The 20758-nt window shown below is 59.4% G+C and carries 13 protein-coding genes and 2 pseudogenes; 6 read left to right on the top strand and 9 right to left on the bottom strand.

Features of this window, described 5'->3' with window-relative positions; all coding sequences use genetic code 11:
- Positions 1–439: 439 nt before the first annotated feature.
- The gene (locus tag ACX80U_RS03795; RefSeq protein ID WP_459267475.1) at positions 440–1372 is read right to left on the bottom strand and encodes an HNH endonuclease; all 933 of its coding nucleotides are present in this window, start codon (positions 1370–1372) and stop codon (positions 440–442) included.
- Between the two features lie 382 nt (positions 1373–1754).
- On the opposite strand from ACX80U_RS03795, the gene ACX80U_RS03790 reads away from it, so the two are divergent.
- Both ACX80U_RS03790 and ACX80U_RS03785 read left to right on the top strand, forming a co-directional pair.
- Positions 1755–5045, top strand: coding sequence for a helicase-related protein (locus ACX80U_RS03790; protein ID WP_459267474.1), 3291 nt, complete (start codon positions 1755–1757; stop codon positions 5043–5045).
- Positions 5042–8227, top strand: coding sequence for an Eco57I restriction-modification methylase domain-containing protein (locus tag ACX80U_RS03785; RefSeq protein WP_459267473.1), 3186 nt, complete (start codon positions 5042–5044; stop codon positions 8225–8227). The genes ACX80U_RS03790 and ACX80U_RS03785 overlap by 4 nt, the downstream gene beginning before the upstream one ends.
- A 287-nt stretch (positions 8228–8514) precedes the next feature.
- Here ACX80U_RS03785 and ACX80U_RS03780 read toward each other — a convergent pair.
- The 4 genes and pseudogenes from ACX80U_RS03780 to ACX80U_RS03765 form a co-directional block, all read right to left on the bottom strand.
- Positions 8515–9824 (bottom strand): annotated as a pseudogene (locus tag ACX80U_RS03780) (ISL3 family transposase).
- 170 nt (positions 9825–9994) lie between these two features.
- Complete coding sequence (locus ACX80U_RS03775; RefSeq protein WP_459267641.1) at positions 9995–10171, bottom strand: hypothetical protein; 177 nt, start codon at positions 10169–10171, stop codon at positions 9995–9997.
- Between the two features lie 40 nt (positions 10172–10211).
- Positions 10212–10430: pseudogene (locus ACX80U_RS03770) on the bottom strand (DUF5956 family protein); the annotation flags it as partial.
- Positions 10431–10807: 377 nt separating this feature from the next.
- Positions 10808–11551, bottom strand: a complete 744-nt coding sequence (locus tag ACX80U_RS03765) for an NYN domain-containing protein (protein ID WP_459267472.1) — start codon at positions 11549–11551, stop codon at positions 10808–10810.
- 533 nt (positions 11552–12084) lie between these two features.
- Between ACX80U_RS03765 and ACX80U_RS03760 the strand changes: the two genes are divergently transcribed.
- The 3 genes from ACX80U_RS03760 to ACX80U_RS03750 all read left to right on the top strand — a co-directional run bounded on the left by ACX80U_RS03760 (position 12085) and on the right by ACX80U_RS03750 (position 15298).
- Positions 12085–12747, top strand: coding sequence for a hypothetical protein (locus ACX80U_RS03760; protein WP_459267471.1), 663 nt, complete (start codon positions 12085–12087; stop codon positions 12745–12747).
- Positions 12740–13996, top strand: coding sequence for an exonuclease domain-containing protein (locus tag ACX80U_RS03755; protein ID WP_459267470.1), 1257 nt, complete (start codon positions 12740–12742; stop codon positions 13994–13996). Before ACX80U_RS03760 ends, ACX80U_RS03755 begins: the two co-directional genes overlap by 8 nt.
- 87 nt (positions 13997–14083) lie before the next feature.
- On the top strand, positions 14084–15298 hold the full coding sequence (locus tag ACX80U_RS03750) for a hypothetical protein (protein ID WP_459267469.1): 1215 nt from the start codon (positions 14084–14086) through the stop codon (positions 15296–15298).
- Between the two features lie 167 nt (positions 15299–15465).
- Here ACX80U_RS03750 and ACX80U_RS03745 read toward each other — a convergent pair whose 3' ends face one another.
- Positions 15466–16173: a helicase associated domain-containing protein gene (locus tag ACX80U_RS03745; RefSeq protein WP_459267468.1), complete on the bottom strand. Its 708-nt coding sequence runs from the start codon at positions 16171–16173 to the stop codon at positions 15466–15468.
- Positions 16174–16250: 77 nt separating this feature from the next.
- A complete protein-coding gene (locus tag ACX80U_RS03740) occupies positions 16251–16514 on the bottom strand; it encodes a hypothetical protein (RefSeq protein WP_459267467.1) in 264 nt (87 codons plus the stop codon).
- Positions 16515–16947: 433 nt separating this feature from the next.
- On the opposite strand from ACX80U_RS03740, the gene ACX80U_RS03735 reads away from it, so the two are divergent.
- The gene (locus ACX80U_RS03735; RefSeq protein ID WP_459267466.1) at positions 16948–17160 is read left to right on the top strand and encodes a hypothetical protein; all 213 of its coding nucleotides are present in this window, start codon (positions 16948–16950) and stop codon (positions 17158–17160) included.
- Positions 17161–17456: 296 nt separating this feature from the next.
- Here the strand turns inward: ACX80U_RS03735 and ACX80U_RS03730 are convergent, their stop codons facing one another.
- Both ACX80U_RS03730 and ACX80U_RS03725 read right to left on the bottom strand, forming a co-directional pair.
- Complete coding sequence (locus tag ACX80U_RS03730) at positions 17457–19370, bottom strand: GmrSD restriction endonuclease domain-containing protein (RefSeq protein WP_459267465.1); 1914 nt, start codon at positions 19368–19370, stop codon at positions 17457–17459.
- 542 nt (positions 19371–19912) lie between these two features.
- Positions 19913–20743, bottom strand: coding sequence for a glycosyltransferase family 8 protein (locus ACX80U_RS03725; protein ID WP_459267464.1), 831 nt, complete (start codon positions 20741–20743; stop codon positions 19913–19915).
- Positions 20744–20758: the final 15 nt, after the last annotated feature.

Below are 20758 nucleotides of genomic sequence, written 5' to 3'. Positions count from 1 at the left end.
TGAGCTGGCGCTGCAGCGGCTCGGAAAGACACCGCGCTCCGCCCGATGGACGATAGGAGCCCTACCTGCCGCGCCGCGCCGTGTCCCGTCGGAGCGCGAACTCTCGCCTACTTGACACTCTTAACCACCAGGTTCCGTCGATCTCACTAAAGGCTGTATCTTGCTCTGTCGAGAGGAACCGAGGTGAGACACATTGCTGAGACCACGGTCAGAGGCCGTAGCCCCTGCAGATGGTGACCCAGCGTGGTCCTCGCCGAGGCATCTAGTCCCTCCCAGGGAAGGATCCTTTGATTGGACGGCGGGCAGGCGGTAGACCCCCCAGGGTGTACGCATACGGCACCTTTCCGTACATCTTTACCGCCGGGTCAAACGCCCATTGTTCGCTGTAATACTGGCGCACACTACGCCTCCAACTGGAGGATGAGCTTCGAGGGACCGGCTATCGAGCAGTGGTGAACTCGCTCGTAAGGCGTTGCCGAAGGTAGTCCGGCTGTGGCACGTCGCGCGTGGGCATCACCACGCGCTGGCTATCGAAGGGCTCCAGCGCATCCTTTAGCGCTTGGTCATCCCCAACCTTCACCCAGTCAATCCGAACAATGTAATCAGTTCCGATCTGGAGAAATCCCACGTCGAACGCCCGGTCCACAAAGGTTGACAGGCAGATCCCGTTGCTCGGGTCGAGCCTGATCCCTGGTGCCTTACTCCACGGCACGATGTGCGATGCGACTAGGAACTCTTGCGTCGAGATACCTGTGATTGCGCAGCGCCTGTTGTAATTGCTTTTGACCGCTTCGGCGAATGCTCGTTGCGCACTGCCGCGAGTCTTCGCGGGGACGATTTGGTCGTGCACAGCATAATCGCCTCGCGCGATCTGGTCCGCAAAGCGTGCGACCTCGTTCGGCTCGAACTCGCCCGCCTCGGCGATTGCGTCGTCGCCCGTGATTGTTCCTCCCTGCTCGACCGACTCAATGTAGGCGAGGATTTCATTCGTTGCGCGCTGTCGGCCTTGCACGCGCCCACCGCCCAATCCGTACCGTTCAAGCACCGCGCCCCTCAGCTGAGCACGTTGTTCGTCGCTGAACACCGTTATTCGCTTGAGTCGCATCCAGGTGCGGCGCTGCCTGAGCTCGATCATCTCCTTTTCGTCTACCCAATAGTCCCGGTCGTCAATATCCAGCTCCAAAAGGCCGACCGCCGTCACGGAACACTTGATGCCGATCGCCGAAACCGGCCTCGTGATGTAAAGGTAGACGACGTCGCCGAGGGCGATGTGTGCCGACTGCGTCTCACTCCAGTTCACCTCCTCGAGTTCTCGGAAGGCATCCTCGCTCCTGTAGGTGGCGTGCTTTGAGGCGACTATCCATACGGTCATGAGGCACACGGTAGTACGTCGTCGCTGGAATCTAAGAAAAGAGCTTGCCGACGACGTCCCGGGCTTACGTCAATTCCAACTTGATGCTGAGCAGTTCCGCCCATGCTAACTGGACTCCTATACGGGGACCTAACCAGTCGGGATAGGTAAGACGGTCGTTTGGCGACTGATCGCCGACGAGGTTGCGGCGTACTCTGCGCTGATGCGTTTCCCGTCCTGAGACGGAGTCGGTCGAACATCTGATGCTGATCGGGTCACCCTCGCAGCTAGCGCGCGAATGGGGGATGGTGACACTGCTGGATGCCACGCGAGATTGCTGACGAAACGGTAGCCTGAGCTTGGGGCGACTAGGCCCTACGCACCACCGATTCGGAGCGCAGCAATGACCCGCATTTTTGACAACATCGAGAAGGAACTCGGCTCCCATCTGGTTGAGACGTTTAAGACCTCCGAACGAATTGATTCAGCAGTCGGTTACTTCAACTTGCGTGGTTGGAAGCTCTTTGGCGACGCCATCGAAGGGCGCGACCCGACCAATGCCGCCATCGCCCGCGTTTTGGTGGGGATGACCCATGCCGATCCGGAAAAGCAGGTAATCGAACATCTCCAGCGAACGCTGGAAGGTGCAGATGATTCCGCCGATGGGATCGACAGGGAGACGGCTCTTGCCCGTCAGCAGCAAGCGAAGCTGAAGTTCCGCACGCAACTCATGCGCGGCGTCCCCAATCTCTCCGACGAAGAAGCCCTCCGAACTCTTCGTAAGCAACTCGCAGATGGTCGCGTCCAGATCAAGCTGTTCACCAGGCGTCCCATGCACGGCAAAACTTACCTCTGTCACCGTCAAGATGTGAACAACCCCATCATCGGTTTCGTTGGCTCCTCCAACCTCACGGTCGCGGGGCTGAAGCACAACTACGAGCTAAACGTAGACGTGATGGATTCCGATGGGGCGGAGAAGCTCGACAAGTGGTTCACCGAGCGCTGGAACGATGTCTTCAGCATCGACATCACTGACGACATCATCGAGGTAATTGATGAGTCGTGGGCGAGCGAAGAGCTACTTTCGCCGTACGAGGTCTACTTGAAGGTGTGCTGGCACCTATCGCGCGATGTTCGTGAAGGTCTTATCGAATACACCCTCCCAGCGTCGATGCGTTCCCAGCTTCTTGAGTTCCAGGAGAGCGCAGTAAAGACCCTTAGTCGTCGAATCATGACTCGAGGCGGTGCAATGCTCGGAGATGTCGTCGGACTTGGGAAGACGATCACGGCTACCGCCACAGCCGTGATGCTCAACGAAGCCGAGGGGTATCGGACTCTGATCATTTGCCCTCCTAACCTCGTCAAGATGTGGGACGAGTACCGCGAAAAGTACGAGATCAACGGACGGGTCGTCTCGTACTCGATGGCGGCTAAGGAGCTTCCGAACTTAGGTCGCCACCAGTTCGTCATCGTTGACGAATCGCACACGATGCGTAACGAAAAGCGACAGGACTACCAAGCGCTCCATGAGTACATCCGAGCCTTCGACAGCAAGGTGCTCCTGCTCACTGCAACCCCCTACAACATCCGGTTCAAGGATGTCGGGAATCAGCTTGGACTCTACGTCGAGCCAGATGACGACCTGGGGCTTCAGCCCCTCGCTGCGATGGCGAAAGACGATAGGTTCGCCGATCGGGTCGACGGGAAGACCAGCACCCTCGACGCCTTCAAGCGTTCGGAGGAGCCAGAAGACTGGAAGCGTCTGATGAGCGACCACCTCATTCGACGCACGCGATCCTTCATCAAGAACAATTACTCGAAGAAGGACGAGGACGGGATCGATTACCTCGAATTCGCCAACGGTGCGCGGTTCACGTTCCCTGATCGCAAGCCCCAACCGCTCGACCTTCCGTTTGACGATGACGACCCCGCAGCGCTTATGTCGGACAACTCCACGCTCAACACCATCGATTCATTGCTCCTACCCCGCTACAACCTTGCCCATTATCTGAAGCCCAGGCTGGTGCTGTCGGCATCGGAAAAAGCGCTTGTTGAACGACTCGAACGTGGGAGCGGGCACCTGCTTGGGTTCGTTCGGAGCGGGCTGTACAAGCGCTTGTCAAGCTGCGGGCACTCGTTCATGCTCTCCCTCCGTCGTCACGTCGCGCGCAACGAGCTGTACATCTACGCGCTGGAGAACAAGCTCGACCTCCCGCTTGGGACTTTGCTCGACCCGATGCTCTCTACGTCGGAAAGCGATGATGACGCCGAGGACGATTTTGGCGACTCCGAGTTTGAAGTGCTTGATGCGGGCAAGGCTGACTACGAGGCAATCACCAAACTTAGTGCGAAGAAGGTTCGATGGATTCGCGCGAACGTCTTTGAAGATCGCGTGCTGGATGACCTCAAGGCGGATACGGATGCTCTGCGCGACATGATGACTGGCTTCGGCGAGTGGTCGAGCGACGTTGACTCAAAGCTCTCGCGGCTCGTGAAGCTCGTCACAGAGGACCACCCCGACGAGAAGGTGCTCATCTTCACGGAGTATCGCGATACGGCGGACTACGTTGCCCAAGCGTTGACTGATGCCGGAGTGACAAAGGTCGGACTGGCAACCGGGCATACCGGGAATCCAACGGATGTCGCTCGCCGCTTCTCTCCGGTTTCGAACACGCTGAACTCGGCGACGCTCAGCGACATCGAACTTGAGAAACTCGTTGATCGGGAGAACGAGCTTCGGGTGCTCGTCTCGACTGATGTCCTCTCAGAGGGGCAGAACCTTCAGGACGCTCACATTGTCGTCAACTACGACCTGCCGTGGGCGATCATCCGACTGATTCAGCGGGCGGGTCGTGTTGATCGTGTTGGTCAGAAATCGGACACCGTTCGCATTTATTCGTTCTTCCACGCTGGGGTCGAGAACGTCCTGAACCTTCGTTCGCGCATCTCCGACCGCCTGCACGCGAACGCTGAAGTGTTCGGGTCGGACGAGCAGTTCTTCGGGTCGCCGGAGGAGACCAAGATCATTGAAGACCTTTACAAGGGTCACCTCGACGACACGCAGCTTGAGACCGAAGTCGATGCGTCGAGCCTCGCTTACGAAGTCTGGAACAACGCCGAGCAGGAACACCCCGAGATCACCGAAAAGGTCATTACCCGACCTGACATGATCTACGCGACACGTGCGATCGCATCCGAGCGGGATGCGGACGGCGTCGTATGCTACGTCCGCACTGAGGCGGGCAATGACGGGTTCGGTTTTGGGAGCGCTGCCGGTATCAGCTTGCTTACGGGACAAGAAGCCCTAGCCCGTTTCGCGTGCGAGCCGGACACGCCAGCGCTGCAGGCAAGAGCCGACCATTTTCCAACGCTCATGGCGATGGCGCAGGGCAAGCTCACGCAGAATGGCAACACAGAGGGCAGACTGCGCGGTGTTCGGAAAAGGGTATGGGCGAAGCTGAACGGCTCGTTCGTCACCAACCAGGGTGATGTTGCTGAAGCACTCGAAACGCTCTTCCGTCGCCCCCTGACGCGCGATGCAGAGCAGCGTTTCATCACCGCTCTCAGGGTTCGTTCTGACGTAGAAGACCTGGCGGAACTGCTCATCCTCCTTCACCGCGACAAGCGACTCGTGGTGGACTCTTCGGGAGCCGATCCGATCCATATTGTTTGCTCGATGGGAATCACGGCATGAGTAGTAGGCGGATCGACCTTGTCAACGCGGGAGACTTCAGGACGCTCTTCATCGAAGAACTGCTCTGGAACCAACCTGACTTGCAGCCCCTCAAAATCGAGGTCGAACGGAACCACTACACGCTCAGTCAAGTCGCCGGGTTCTCCGGTCTCCGAGTTTGGCTCTGCGCTGAGCTTCCCGACCGACGAACCCAAAGGCTGATCGACAAAGAGGTGCGGAAGGCTTCCAGCGAACGGCTCCTAATCTTTGCGGGCAACCACCGCCAAGATTGGTCGTGGTTGCAGTCACCTGATGCTGAGGGTGCTGGGCAGCCGCGTCTCGTTCGACATCAGCACTTCGTCGGCAGCGACAACGCTGCGCTCGACCAACGACTTCAGATGATCTCCATTGGGTTCGACGAAAACGTCAATCTCATCGATGTCCTTCGAAAGATGCGATCCGCGTTCGACGCGGAGCAGGTGACTCGGAAGTTCTACAACCAGTTCATTGATAAGCAACGCGCCCTCGCTCTTGCCATCAATGGCATCTTCGACCAGAAAGATCGTGACTGGTACTCCGCACTCATGATGAACCGACTTATGTTCATCTACTTCATGCAGCGCAAGCTGTTCATGGACAGCGACCCAAACTACCTTCGCAACCGACTTCACGACATTCGCGCCCTCAACGGCGAGGGCTCATTCTACGAGTTCTATCGCGACTTCCTCATCCCTCTGTTTCACTCCGGACTCGGCGACCCCGATCACAAGTTTGAAGACCCAGCGATTGCGAAGCTCGTCGGAGATGTCCGTTACATCAACGGCGGAATCTTTGCTCACCACGAACTTGAATGCGCCAACGAGATTAAAATCTCTGACGACGTGTTCGAAGAGATTTTCGTGCTCTTCGACAGCTACCAGTGGCATCTTGACGACCGAGAGTCTGCCAACCAAAATGAAATCAACCCGGACGTTCTCGGCTACATTTTTGAGCAGTTCATCAACCAGAAGCAGCAGGGTGCCTACTACACGAAGGAAGATGTCACCCACTACATGACGACTGCGACGCTGCTGCCCGTCGTGCTCGAACGGTTGCAAGCTGTCGCCGATGGTTCACCTTGGGACTTGCTGGCTGCTGATCCCGACCGATACGTCTGGAACAGTCTCGGTCTCGGTGCTGACCTCGATTTTCCCGCTGACATCGAGGAAGAGCGCTCCGACAAGTCGCGTCCAAACTGGGGCGCAATTGCACCCGAAAAGTTCGGTCTGCCCGGTGAATCCTGGTGGGAGGTTGACGCACGCCGCGAGGCGCATCGCGCTGTTCTCTCCGGTCTCGCGGCGGGAATGGTGAGTTCAGTGGACGAAGCCGTAACGGCAAACGTTGACCTCGAAACGCTCACGATCGACTACCTCGATTTGATCCAGTCACCGGCTCAGGTAGTTGCTGCATGGAAGGTTCTCAGTGAAATCCGCGTCGTCGACCCTACATGCGGTTCAGGGGCATTCCTATTCGCTGCGCTGAAGGTTCTCTCGCCGCTCTACTCGGCTGTGATCGATGCTGCGCACGCGGTGAACAACGGTTCTCACCCGGCGCTCAACGAACTCATTGCGGACATCGAGAAGCACCCCAACGCGGAGTATTTCCTTTTGAAGCACGCAAGCCTTCACAACCTCTACGGGGTCGACATCATGAAGGAGGCAGTCGAGGTCGCTCGATTGCGACTGTTCCTGAAGCTCGTGGCTACCATCGACGATAAGGAAAAGCTCGAGCCGCTGCCAGACCTTGAGTTCAACATCAAGCCGGGGAACATCCTCGTTGGTGCTCTGAATGCAGCCGAGATTGAGGACTTCAGCGCCGACCTCTTCAGTGGGTTGGAGGCTTCCAAGGTCGCCGCGTCCGCAAGCCGAATCTCGTCTGCCTTCGCGCTCTTCCGCACGGCTCAAGAAGCGGGTCTTGATGAAGAGGCTCGCTCGCTTCGCAGCGAGCTCACGGCGCTACTCGATGAAGTGCGCCTTGAGGTGAACCAGCAGTATTTCCTCGCGCTTCCGAGTCGAGACAAGGACTTCGACGGATGGGTCGAGTCTCACACCCCCTTCCACTGGTTCATCGAGTTTCCCGAGGTATTCGACCGGGGTGGCTTCGACGTAGTGATCGGAAACCCGCCCTATATCGCCAAGGGCAAGATCACCGACTATCGGTACAGAGGGTTCCAGACAAATGACCTCCCGGACATCTATGCGCCGTGTTCCGAGCGAGCAGCCCAGATCACAAATTCGAGTGGTCGATTCGCGCTAATCGTCCCGATCTCGTCCGTCTTCGGCGCGGACTACGCGCTTCTTCGGAAGTTCTTGGAGAAGCGCTTTGCGACTGTCTGGGCGAGCAGCTTCTCCCGAAATCCCGCTGCGCTCTTTTCCGCCGGTTTGGGCGTTCGCAGCACCATCTTGATCGGTGCTAAGACCTCCACTGGGTTCACGCTCTTCGCAACCAAGACGCACCGCTGGTATGACGCATACCGCCCGAGCTTGTTCGAGAACCTTCAGTACATAGAGCTTGAGTCGATGATGAAGTCGAGTTTCGGCTGGATACGCCCGGCGAACGATGAGTTCTTGTCCATACTTACGAAGCTGTCGGCAGTGCCGGGGACGGTGGGTAGCGTGACTCGCCAGCACGGCAAGGCGTCGGTGGGGTTCAAGCAGACTGCGCTCTACTGGCTGTCTGTTTTCCTGCAAGACCCGCCCGCTTACGAGCAGGACGGCACCCCGACTCCTCAGACGAAGATCGGTCGACTCAAGGTCGATAATGACGACGCTGCGTTTTTGACCCTCGGCGTCTTGGCGTCGAAGCTCGCTTTCGTGTGGTGGTACAGCACGGGGGACGATTTCGATGTGACTGTCGAGGGGCTGAAGAGCACACCGATCGATCCGCAGCGGCTATCTGAGCCGAGCCGAGCCGCGATCATCGCTGCCGCTCGTGATTTGGTGGAGGATTTCCCAAATCACGAAATGTACACGAACTACGCCAAGAAGCTCATGGGAACGGTAGTGCTTTCGGAGATGAGAGACATCACTGACCGCATCGATCTCGTTCTTGCGAGGGAGTTCGGGTACGAGGATTTACTTCCGAAGCTAGAGCACGCGTACGCGTGTGCGTACAAGCCGACTGGAGACAGACCAGGGACTCAGCGAGTCAATCCTTTCGCGTAGCGCAAGTGCAACTCTCCCCGGTCAGGGGGTCGACTCGCTCTGGGTGGCGCACGGAGCGGTTCACTTCTTCATCGTGAGCGCCCGGTATGCAGTCGTGCGGCTTACACCGATGCGCTCTGCGACCTGGGCTGCGGACTGAGAACCCCTGATTATGCGAGCTTGAGCGGAGACCACCTCCGCAACCTGACTTGAGCCCACCACCGCTCTGACGACGACTCACCAATGGACTGAACCGCTTTGGTTTGATGGAGACTCCTGACCTTGAAAACCCAGAGCGGTTCAACGGCTCATCGTAAATAAGAGTGTAGGTAGGGTCTGAAGCCGCCTGATTCGAGCAGTGATCGGACGATGTAGTGGGTGAGGTTTTGGAAGCCGAGGGCTGAGCCTCGAAGGTGCTCAAGCGCCCGTTTATAGCTTCGGTCGGGCCGTTGCTGGTGCCGGAGCGGTCGAAGAACGCGAGCACGTCGGACGCCCGTTGTTTAAGGGTCCGGCCGAGCCTTCGGATCTCGACCAGAGCTGCCGGGACACCGGTAGTAACGGAGGCGATGACGGCTTTCATCATCTGCTTACCCTTCTTTTTGTCGGGTTCCCGGTACGCGGCGACGATTCGCTGATAGATCCCCCACGTCGCCTCCACCTCGAGATGTTGATCTTCTGCAAAGACCGCGTGCAGCCGGGTCTGTTGCTTCTCAGTGAGCAGACCGGCACCGATATGTAGTGTTCGTCGGGCCCGGTAGAGCGGGTCACCAGAGCGTCCACGGTGCCCGAGGGTTTCCTGTTGGATGCGTTGGCGGCACCGATCCAACCCATCCCCTGCCAGGCGGACAACATGGAACGGATCCATCACCGGCACCGCGTCGGGGAGCTCTTCCATGGTCGCGGTCTTGAACCCGGTGAACCCATCCATCGCCACGACGTCCACCCCGTCCAACCATGGTTGCGGACGGTTCGCAAGCCAGGTCTCGAACACCTGCTTGGAGCGGCCCTCGATCATGTCCAGCAAGCATGCCGGGCTCGTCTTCTCGCGGATCGGCGTCAGATCGATGACGAGGGTGACGAACCTGTCACCCTTGCGGGTATGCCGCCAGACGTGCTCATCGACACCGATCGCGGTTACACCCTCGAACCGCTGCGGATTATCGATCAGCAGGTGCTTTCCCTCGGCCAGAACCGCGGTGTTCGCGGTATGCCAGGACACGCACAAACCGGCTGCGACCCGGGACACGGTCAGGTGGTCGACCACGATCGCGAACAACGCCCATGACAGTCCACGGCGTGAGATCTTCGCCCTCCGATCAGCTGCCTTCGAGGTGTCTTGCCGCCAGGTCCGCCCGCAGTGCTCGCACCGGTAGCGGCGGACTCGTATCAGCAACATGGTGGGGCGGCGGCCAAACGGCTCAGGGGCGAGCCGGCGGACAACGGTGTCTCGCACCATACCCTCAACGCCACAGGACCGACACCATCGATCGGGTGGAAGGACACGGCACTCAGTCACGGCCCGACCCGGGCTGAGGTGCTGGCCAACGGCTTCGAGACCGAGCTCGTCTAGGCGGCAGAACGTGGTGAGGTCAGAACGGACGAAAGTAGCGTTAGGCACGTGGAGGTCTTTCAAATGGTGCGTGTAGGAACCACCATCTTTGGAAGGCCTCGACCTCTATGCCGTCACCGACGCGCCCACCCCGGCTACACCCCGCCCACACTCTCAATTACGGAGAGCCGCTTAAGGTGCGTCTAGTCGCCGCCTCGAGGGGTCGAAACCGGTATGCCTTAGTAATAGAGGGTGCGGAGTACGCCGTCGAGGACGAGTCGTAGCTCGAGCGGCTCGATGGCATCCGGTGCGGCTTCCTGCACGCCTTGGTTGATGGCTGCCCAGAATGCCGCGTCCGTGTCGCACCGGGCCGGCCGACGGATGAACCAGGTGTAGCTGCGGCAGCGGCGGGACACCTGCAGCGGCCAGGTATGTGTCGATGTCGTCGTCGATGGAGGCCAGGTCGGCGTCGCTGAGCATGCTCGGCTGTTCCACGACAGCCCCGCCGGTCATGACGAGCACTTCGGTATGCCGGTCCCGCGCGGCTGCCGGCACACGGCAGGTGTTGGCTGGTCCTGCCACCCAGAGGATGAGCGCACCCCACCCGTTGGCGGTTGCTTCAGTCCACCCCTGAAGCTTCGCACCGTCGCGCACCTGGTTCCACGCCTGTTCCATCACCACTCCCCACACACTCGGCGGCAAGGAACAGGTCGTAGCCGTAGAGATCGTTGATGAGGTCGCTGAAGAGTGCTCAATCACCCGGCCAATCGACGGTGGCCAGTACCCGCCCACGACCGGTTACGTCCTTATAGATACAGCCGCGGGAACCCGTCTGGAGGTCCGGCATCGCATCTCGTTCGCACGCTACGGCTCCTCTTACGTCCAAAGTCTAATCACCGCCTACAAGGAAAGCTCGAGAGCGATGCTGCAGCGAGTCAGAATCGTCGCAGAGAGCCGATGGGAGACCCGATCTCCAGGGCTACGCGCCTGGCACGGCAACCCCGAGAGAGACTAGAAAGACTAGCTGGCAGCAGGCAGTGGCAATTCAGGCTTCATGTGGTGGTGCTGCTGCGAACCGCGGTGCGCTTGTCCCGTACCAGCACTCGTAGGCTCTCTCGTTTCAGGTCGAACAGACCGATCCCGTCGATGAGGTCGCTGAGCTTCCGGTATCCGTAGTTCCGGGGGTCCAAGGATGCCTGATTGCTGATGTGTCCTCCCACTGTGGACAGGTGTGCCCATCCATCGTCTCCACTGGCCGCCTCGACAGCGTTGCGTATCAGGAGCACAAGACGGGTATCACTTCGGAGCTTCTTCGGGTCAACCCCGCCTCCCGCGGAGGCATCGGGGCTTACCGGCGTTTGCCCCAGTCCCTCGACGTAGGTGAACAGCGAACAAGCATTGACGAATGGTTCCGGCGTTTTCCTCTCCCCGAACCCGTACACCTTCAACCCATCGGCCAGGATCCGCATTACCAGTGGGGTGAAGTCCGCGTCGCTGGATACCAGGGCGAACGCGTCGACTGAGCCTGCCTGGAGTAGGTCCATCGCGTCGATCACCATGGCCATGTCGGAGGCATTTTTGCCGGTACTATAGGCGAACTGCTGCATGGGCCGTATCGCGTAGGGGTGAAGTGCGGCTTCCCACTGCTGAAGATGAGGGCTTTTCCAGTCGCCGTAAGCGCGCCGCACGTTCGCGACGCCGTGCTTGGCGACTTCGGCAAGGACGACGTCGACCTTGGACGCCGGCGCGTTGTCAGCATCGATGAGCAAGGCAATGCGTTTCTCTTCAGGGTTCACCTGTTGAGAATGTAGGTAGGAACGAACAAGGTCAACCGGCCAGGCAATGAACGAATCCTTTCGTTCTGGATCTGACTGCACGTTCGCCGACTGATCGTGTCATATACGCTATTACCGGTGTTTCACCAACGCAGATACAGGCGTCAAGCAAAGCTTCGTCAGTCCCCCGTGCTATTGGGCGAGGGGTGGAGGAGTCAGGAGATACCGGGGGAATGCTCTGCATCCCGTACGACACTTTCGGTACCTGGAAGGGTAAACTTGCCGGCGAGATTCGAGGCGCCGGACATGAAGTGGATCTCACTGTTCTCATCAGATAGCGCTGACGCGGAAACTTAACCCCTAGCTGTTGGTGCAGCTACCCGTATGAGACTCTTTCCGCGCGGGGTGTAGAGCGACTCCGAAAAGGATACTGTCCCTGAAACTCAGCAAATCGTCAGGAACTGCTGTGGTTAACCTACGCATCGGCGAGGGACAGGGCTTCCTAACGGACATGCCCCTAGGATCACGAACAGTAACTGGCCTAGGGGGAAATTATGTCCACTATCGATGCCGTCTCGCATGGGATCACCGTGCTTGATATTCATGAAGGTCGCTGGGGGCTCTGGCAGGTATCGGCGGTAGCCCTGACCGGCCCGCTGCGGGCCACTGCGACGAACGCCGTTGTCTCAGATGGCTTCGATGAGCGGGCCTTTCGAAGCCTGACCTACAAACGTCCGATCCTGCTGACCGCGCGGGCTGAGCAAGCATGCGATGAGCCGCAGGTCTACGATGCTCCCCTGTTTGACCCGGACACGTTCCTCGCCCACTGCGCCTCCTGGGTAGACATACTGCAGGAGATGTTCTGGCAGGAAAACGATCGCCGAGCCGCCTATAACCGGACGAAGGTCGCTGAACGCAAGGCAGCACGCGCAGCTGGCCAAACACCGCCCGATTACCAACGGCAAGCACCACTGCTGGACATTGATTGGCCCGCAAGTCCTCGTCCGGACGTTTGGAGAACGTCGAAGGACTGCACAGACCCGGTGAACGCTGACGCGCTCCGTGTCGCGAATGGCTGCATCAAGCTACTGAACTTCTGGATCGACATTGAGAACGATCGCCTCCGGAAATCCCGGAAGTACTTCAACGGAGTCGGAGGCCCAACAGTCCGTTCCTGGCCAACGCCGGCTTCGGAGTGGGTGAGCGATCGTGGCTGAACCACTCTTCGCGGTAGTCGACGTCGAAACAACCGGATTCCGGCCCGGAGGTAATCACCGGATAGCGGAGATCGGCGTCGTGCGCGTCGATGCCTCCGGTCAGGTCGTCGATCGGTGGGAGACACTCATTAACCCTGACCGTGACCTTGGGCCTCAGCGCGTGCACGGTATCCGGGCAGCTGAGATCCTCGACGCACCCACGTTCGCCCAAGTCGCGCCCACTTTGACTGAGATCCTTCAGGGTTCCATTATGGTCGCCCACAATATCGCCTTCGACGCAGGGTTCCTCGCTCACGAGTACAAGCTCGCCAGTTTGCACCTGCCCGAGCGGTTCCTTACCGGACTCTGCACGATGCAACTCGCCCATGACTATGTGTACGGCAACGGCCGATCCCTCGCGCACTGCTGCGAATTCCTGAGTGTCACTGACTATAAGGCACACTGCGCCGGAGACGACGCCTTTGCGGCAGCTGGTCTGTTGGGCCGGTACATCGACATGGATCCCGACCGCGTCGACTGGGCCATGGCTCTCGAGCGAGCAACAACCATCTCCTGGCCAGCGTCGGGCTCAAGTGCGGTCACGTCCTTTTCACCTGTACTGCGGTCCTCCACGGATCGGGTGGAGAAGCATTTCTTGTCCCGCATCACCGCATACATGCCTGAGTACACCGGGCCAGCAGAGCATGACCAGTACCTGGACCTTCTCACCCAAGCCATGCTCGATTTACACCTGTCCGTTCATGAAGAACGCGACCTCCTTGCCCTCGCTGATGAACTTGGCATCAGTCAGCAGCGGTGCCACGACCTCCACGTCTACTACCTCGAGCAGCTCGTCTTGGCGGCTTGGGCCGACGGTGTCATCACCGACGAGGAGCAGGATGACCTGTACAAAGCAGCCGACATCCTCGGCGTCGACGCTTCTCTCGTGGACAGGGCACTTCGAGCCGCGCCAGAACAAGCAACACGGACACCTAGGACGGTAGACCCACGAACGATCAAGCCCGGTGCAGTGCTGGTACTGACAGGACAGATGGCTCGGTCCCGCGGCGAACTCGCGGAAATCCTGACGCAGATGGGCTACACCGTGGCTGAGAACGCCACGAAGAAGACCGATCTAGTTATCGCCGCCGACCCAGACACACTGTCCGGCAAGGCCGGTAAGGCGAGGAAATACGGCATCCCAGTAGTAGGAGAACAATTCCTCTACGAGAGGATCGGTATCCCGCAGGTGCACCCGGCTGACACGTAAAAGGTTGCTTATTGCAGTTTCAGAACTCCGCTCCGGTATTAGCGAGGGTAGGGCTTCTGCATTGAGGCGTTTGAGAATTGGGGGAATATGGAAATGATGCGGGAATGGCCGCCGCTGTTACCGGCAGATCGGATTAAGCTGGGGCTTTCCAAGCGCATACCGAAGTCTGATACGACGGTCACAGCTCGGCATCCTGAAGTGTTGGACATGTGGGACGATGCCAATCCCTTCGGCCCCTCCGACATCTCTTCTTCTTCACCTGTGAAGGTGAAGTGGGTATGCGCACTCGGTCATCGTTTCGTCGAGTCCGCAATCGTGCAGTGCGGGGCAGTTTCAGGGTGGCGTGCAGAAGCAGGTGGTTCACGAGCGTGCAAGCACTGCTATGAGGATGGAAGGGAGGACCGAGTCCGACTGGCTTGCGGACACACGGTTCTCGTACGGCCCGGTAATGAGGATCGCGAGCTCTGCTGGAACTGCAATGATGCCATGTTTCAGCAGAACAAGGCACTGTTTCTTCCTACACGCGACGCCCTACTTCCAGATGCTCGAGCGTTAGCTGGTCAGGTGTTGGACGAGCAACAGGTTCCGGAGTTGTTTCGGAGCATGGTTGAGGGGAAGCTTACTCACGTCATCGCGTATGACACCGCGGTCGCCGTCATCCGGGGAGAGCAGCCGCCAACTCTTGCCGAGATGCCAAAAGCTGTCCGTCTGCTCCGCCGGCCATCCGCGGCTGAGATCGGCCGGAGTATCGCTCATGCGCAGCCCGTCGAGATGTTCGGGGCGCAGTTCTGGGGCGAAGGTTTCGGTCTTCCAACAGGTGTCGCAGACAATTATGGGGTGGGTTTACCGTTCGCCCGTGTGATCGCAACCATGATCCAGGAACTACTGCCTGTACTGCCCGCCATGAGCACCGCCGACGCGACACGATTCCTCACTCAAGAGATCAAAACAATTCTCTACACCACTCCGTTCATGGAAAACCTGAGGGTCACCGTGGCCAGAGAGCTCCGGCTACCCGTCCCATCCAATAGTGGGGACGTCAGACCAGGACGACTAGACCTGACGGCAATGTATGGTGTGATTCCGAGCATCGTCATCGAGCTGGACTCGACAAATAAAGCCTCCAGCCTCGGGAAACTTCAGTACGCACGAGACCGCGGCGCTTACCCCATCTGGGTACGCTGGAATGCAACCAAAGGCGCCTCCCTCGGTAGCCCTGGGGTCATTACGGTTTCGCCAGCAGGCGTACACGGCCACTTAATTGGTGAAGAACCTCCTAGTTCTACTGAGGTAACCCACTGATGCAAGCAGAGGATCAATCAAACTCACCCGCCCCGTCCTCCAGGTCTGCCGTATTCTCTCCGCCCGGCGAACACGCCACAGAGTGCTCAAGCACCCTCTGCCACTCGGCCCGCGCCCGCCTGCAGAGGTGGTCTGCGTGTACGACATTCAAATCGGAGCCTAGCCACTCAGCAATACGCTGCTCTGGACGCAGTGGAGACATCCCAACCGGGCAGGACACGGTCGAGGCGTTTTTGCCGGTCAGACCGTAGCTGGCTCTTGCGCAGCCAGGTGCGTTGCCGTCCGAGCCATACGGCGAGGACTTTTTCGTCGGGGTGGCGGTGCGGGTCGTAGTACGGGTATCGGTCAACATTGGCGCGGAACTGCCGCACCTCCTCCAGGCGCTGCGCCCACAACTCCTCCGGGTCCCCCTTTCTGGTGCCGATCCACTCCCCCAACCTGTCCAGGGCATCAACTCTGTCCTGGGCGAGTGTGCCGGCGTCGTACTGCCGGCGCTGCGCCTCAGTCCACCGGTACAGCACACGCGCTCCCGGACTGTCGTTCTGCGCCGGCAGGGCACCACCGCGATCGCGCATGTACGCGGCGACGTCGCCGTAGTGCTCCCACCACGCCTGCTCCCGGCTCCTCACATAACGCTGCGTGTTCCTGGCGGGTGCGGGTTGGTGGTGGATCCGCCAGCACCGGTCGAACCACTCCGGATGCCGGCTGATCTGCTTGTCGACGGCGCGGTGTACGCGGCGGACATCGACCCTGCACCACACGGCGATCACCGCTACCGGCACACCCCGGGAGTACATAAGCAACCATTCCTGCCTGTTCTCACAAGCACCCACCGGGTACTCCCCCACCGGCAGGATCAGGTCATCAAACCTCACAGAACCTCACCACCTCATGGGAAGAGAAGCCCATCGGAAGAGAAGCCCACCGGACCGCATGGAGACCTCGTGAAACCTCAGCGCGCTGCACCGGTCCAGCCGACCCAGTGGGCGTTGGAAGCCGGGTGGGCGGCCCAGGGCGGGGCGAGCTGCCCGAGGATCGCCTGCCTGTCGTCCTGGTCCCCGGCCGGCTCATAAGTTCCCGTCGACGCCCTGCCCGTGAGCGACCCGTGAGGGACCAGGTGCCGCGTCGGCGCGCATTCGGCCGGCAGTCGTTCCCTAGCCTGCAGAGCCACCACGGTCCTCGCAGGCATCATCGTGTCCCCACCGGTCAGAAGCACGTCGTCCTCCTCGACACGGGCCAAGACGCGGGCCGGATGACCGCGGCACGCTCAACCACCGGCCCCAGAGCATCCCGGTACTCCCACCGATCGAACAGATCCCCCGGACCTGCGGGATCTGCAGGATCTGGAGGACCGAGAGAGTTCAGGGGGTGTATCGGGTCCATGGTGATGAGACTAGCCACAGAACACCGGAGTTTGGGTAGTTCATCCACAGGTGGACGGCTTTGAGCTCAATCCTCACGGGCTCCACCCGACCACAGGTGGATGACCCCACCCCCCCCCCCCCACAACTCCCCCACGCCGACAGCCAGCCCACGGTTAATAGAATACTTGTTCTATTGTGGGATTTGAACGCAGGGATAGCACGTGGTGGGGCGGAGGCCAGGACATCGGCCAGAATTGAAGGTACACCCCGCATTACGCGCGGCTGATGGATGCCCGAATCGAGGAGCTGGTGATATGCGAGGAGCTCAACATGCTCACCGCCGCCGAACTCGACCTCGAGAACAACCAGCCCACGGACCTCGTAATCGCCGCTGACCCGGACACGTTGTCCGGCAAGGCCGGCCTTGCCGGCAAGGCCGGCAAGGCCGGCAAGAAAATACCATATCTAGGTAGTAGGAGAGCAATTCCTTTAGGATAGGATCGGCATCGCGGAAAATACACCTGGCCGGCAAGTAAAAAGACCAACACGCCGAAGCTAGCCCTGTCCCAGCTGCAGCAGCGAGGTTCACGAGCTCAAGCACGAGCGACCGTTCGGGCGGATCAGTCGATAGGTAGGTTCCAGCCCATTTGCCGGCACGGTCGAGGCGCTGTTGATGACAGCACGATCACGGGACAGGCGACCCCGACTAGCTCCCGTAGTGCCATTACACTTCCCTGACTGCTCGCGTCGTATGCGCTGCTACCGGCAAATCGAACCATTTGACGGTAGTGATCCTAATTCGCGGCTTGGAGAGTCAGGTCTTCAGCGTGTTTGCGTACCGCTTCTACATCGGTGAAGACAAGGTATCCCAAGGTTGCTAATTGGTTCAGTTCATCGGCGTTACCGTCGAGCTCCAGAACAGCGGGAGAGCTTGCACCGGGTTGCAGGCCATCAGCCCAATACGCATCAGCAATGCAGATAAGATCCCCTGATTCCTGGTTGCGGACCTCGACGTGCGTTTCCGCCCGGGCCAGTCCGAGCTCGGCAAGATCTTCGACAAGTTCGTCGATGACGTTCGAATTTGTGGTGACTTCTGAAGGAGCCGGGGTAGTGCGTTCCAGGTCGAAAGTTCTCTTTCCGTGCCAGAGATCATCCAAAACTCCATTCATGGCATCGGCTAGAAGTTGGCGACGAGCAGCAAGAAAATCGCGGTACTTGTCTATGGACCAGAGCTCTTGATCCATTGGAATCCACTGGCTTGTAATTGCACCGGGAAAATCGCGTTCTAAGGTCCGAAAGTATTCTGCGGGGTCGCGGTCAGTGATATCGAGGTTAGCGTCCTGAGTGAGGAAGCAGTAATTGGCTACTGCATTGACTTCTTCTTTGGAGTACCCAGCTTTGTAAAGCCGGGCTTTGGGGAAGATGTGATGGACCTGTAGAGACGAATTGCGGCCTAGCATATGTGCCGACAGGGGAATTCCCGTTGTGAAGTCTTTAGCGCCCTGAGTGCGGGTCAGCATGTATAGCATGGGATAAAAGCGGGCACCGATGGTGTTTCCACCGAAGTCTGCTTCCCTGACTATAAGGTCTCCGCGGGTTCGGAGCATTTGTTCCATAAGCCCGTCGATGCCGGCCTCATCAACGGCCTTAAGATCAACGTTGAGGAAGGATTCGGTGGATCCGGCGAACCGGCCCCACATCGCTGCATGGACATACCAGGTTAGAATCCGGTCTCGCTCGATTGCGTTTGGGAACCGTCCGCCGTTGTTTGCCAGGTACTTTACAATGACAGGGACGGCAAAACGGGCGGGGAAGACACGGTCGTAATCGAGTCCCAAACGTGCAGCAATTACGTCGAGCGCGATCGAGACAAGGTCGGCGGCTTCCTTTAGCCCTGTGCGGATTCTGTCTGTTTCCACGTCTGTCAGGGCGGTGAATAGGGCCTCCCCGGTAAGTAGCGCATTGACGTTGCGGAGCAACCAATCCAGGGTGAACTTGTATCCAGCCGATTCCCACTTGCTGCGATGAGCATTCATTTCTGCGCGCGCTTCGGGCCACGCAGCGCAGATTTTGGCTAATGCCAGGTCGCCTTTTGAAAGTTTAGTTCCTCCTGAATTAACACGGTTGAAAATGTCTACTACGACGTCAATGGTCTTGTCAGCGCCGCTGACTTCTTCGATGTGAACTTCCCGGTTCTGGATTTCCACCAGCCTGGTCATTCGGGCCATGAATTTCACTAGTGCGCCTGAACCAAGCTGTGAAATCTCGGGATGCGCGTCCAGGTACTTTTCGACGCCTTCAACCATGAGGGCGGATACATCAATCCACGCCGGGTTGTCTTTCATCTTTACAGGGGCATAGAACTCAAAGATTTCATCCTGAACGTTGAAAAACAGGTCGGTGAATGCTTGGGCATTCCCTTCAAAAAACTTTGGGGGAACACCACGGATGACTCCGTATAAGGTGGTAGCACGTTGCTGACCGTCTAGGAGAAGTTTCACGCTGCCATCACGTTCAATCTTCTCTCCGCGGGCTGAGGCAGTCAGTACCGAAGTATTCCAAGTCATGAAGCCCCCGATGGGATAACCCTTATACAACGAGGTGAAGAGCCCGCGCACCTGCTGCCTATTCCATACGTAGCCCCGCTGGAACTCGGGCAAAGCAACGTCCTGGCTGTCGATCTGGTCTAGAACGGTGGACAACCTCACAGTGGGGCTCCTTCGGTGACGCACTCGTCAGTAGCGATTTGTCGATGCTACCTGTCCACGCCTGTTGAGAGGGGCACCCGAGGCCTCGACACAAAGGAGCCACATCGCACGCAGGATGATCGGGCACGCCGAACTCCGCGCGACTCTGGAGAGTTCGCCAAATGCGGTGGTCACATGTTGACCTCACTTATAAAGGCGATGAGGTGCACCTCTTGCGCCCTGATCGCGTCAGGCGAGCTGCCCGCTGGGTCGTGGCTACGCGGGACGACGCTCGCCTCGCGTATCGCGTATCGCGTATCGCGTATCGCGTATCGCGTATCGCGTATCGCGCGAGAATGAGCCAGGATCCGCGAGGCACTCAACCGGCTCACCAATGATGGGCTCGTGAACCTCAGCCGCAACAAGGGCGCGCAGGTCGTCTGCTTCTCCCCTCGGGCATCGTCAGCCTGTGCGACGTGCGGGCCGGCTCGAACAGTGCGCCGTGCTTCTCACGATCCCGTACCTCTCAGCGGGGTCGGAACCAAGCACCTTCGCCTGCGGGGTCAGGAGCCGACCGGTGCGCCCAGGGTGTCTGCCATCTCCCACCAGAGCCGGTTCACGTCGACGTACCGGTCGGTGGGGTCCAGCGGCTTCGCCCACGGCTTGTCGATGATGTAGTGGATGTTCTTCACCGACGCCGGATCCCAGACCGACGGGTGCTGGTGCTGCAGGGTCTTCAGCGCGTTGTACACGTAGGGCAGCGGACGCCAGCGGTCGCGGTAGAACTCGTTGAGGAAGTCCTGTTCGGCGAACGGGTAGTGCGACAGATCGTCCACAGCTGCCAGCCGCCCCACCATGTCGGCGAAGACGGCCTCGTCGGGCGACAGCACGAGGAAGCCGCCGTTCAGGTAGTTGTCCGTAGCATCCGGTTCGGTGACGTGGTCCCCGCCCCGGCAGTGCGTGTAGAAGCAGGTCTCGGGTGTCCAGCTCGGCGGATAGCTCGCGATCCGGTTGGGGTTGCACCGGCAGGCGTGGCAGGCGGCGATGGCGCCGTCGGCCAGGTCCAGCGAGAACAGCTCGTCCATGTTCCGGGTCACCAGCATGTCGGCGTCCAGGAAGACGACGCGCTCGAACTCGGTGAGGCCCCAGACGGCCAGCTTGGTCCACACTTCCGCGAACCGGGAGTTGGCGTAACTGTCCGCCGACCCTCCGGCCGGACGCAGCGGTGCCACGTCGCGCAGGAGGCACCCGTCGTCCTCTAGGAGGCGCCGGGCCTGGTCATCGATCCCCTCGGTCACCATGACCACGAGGGAAGCGGTACTGCCGGAGCGCTCTAGCGAGGCATGCAGCGTCCGGACCCCGATCAGGTAGTCGGGTTGAGTCAGCAAAGTCACCCAGGCATTCATCGG

This window comes from Arthrobacter sp. TmT3-37, from assembly GCF_054510835.1.
This window is presented reverse-complemented; position numbering and strand designations above follow the sequence as displayed.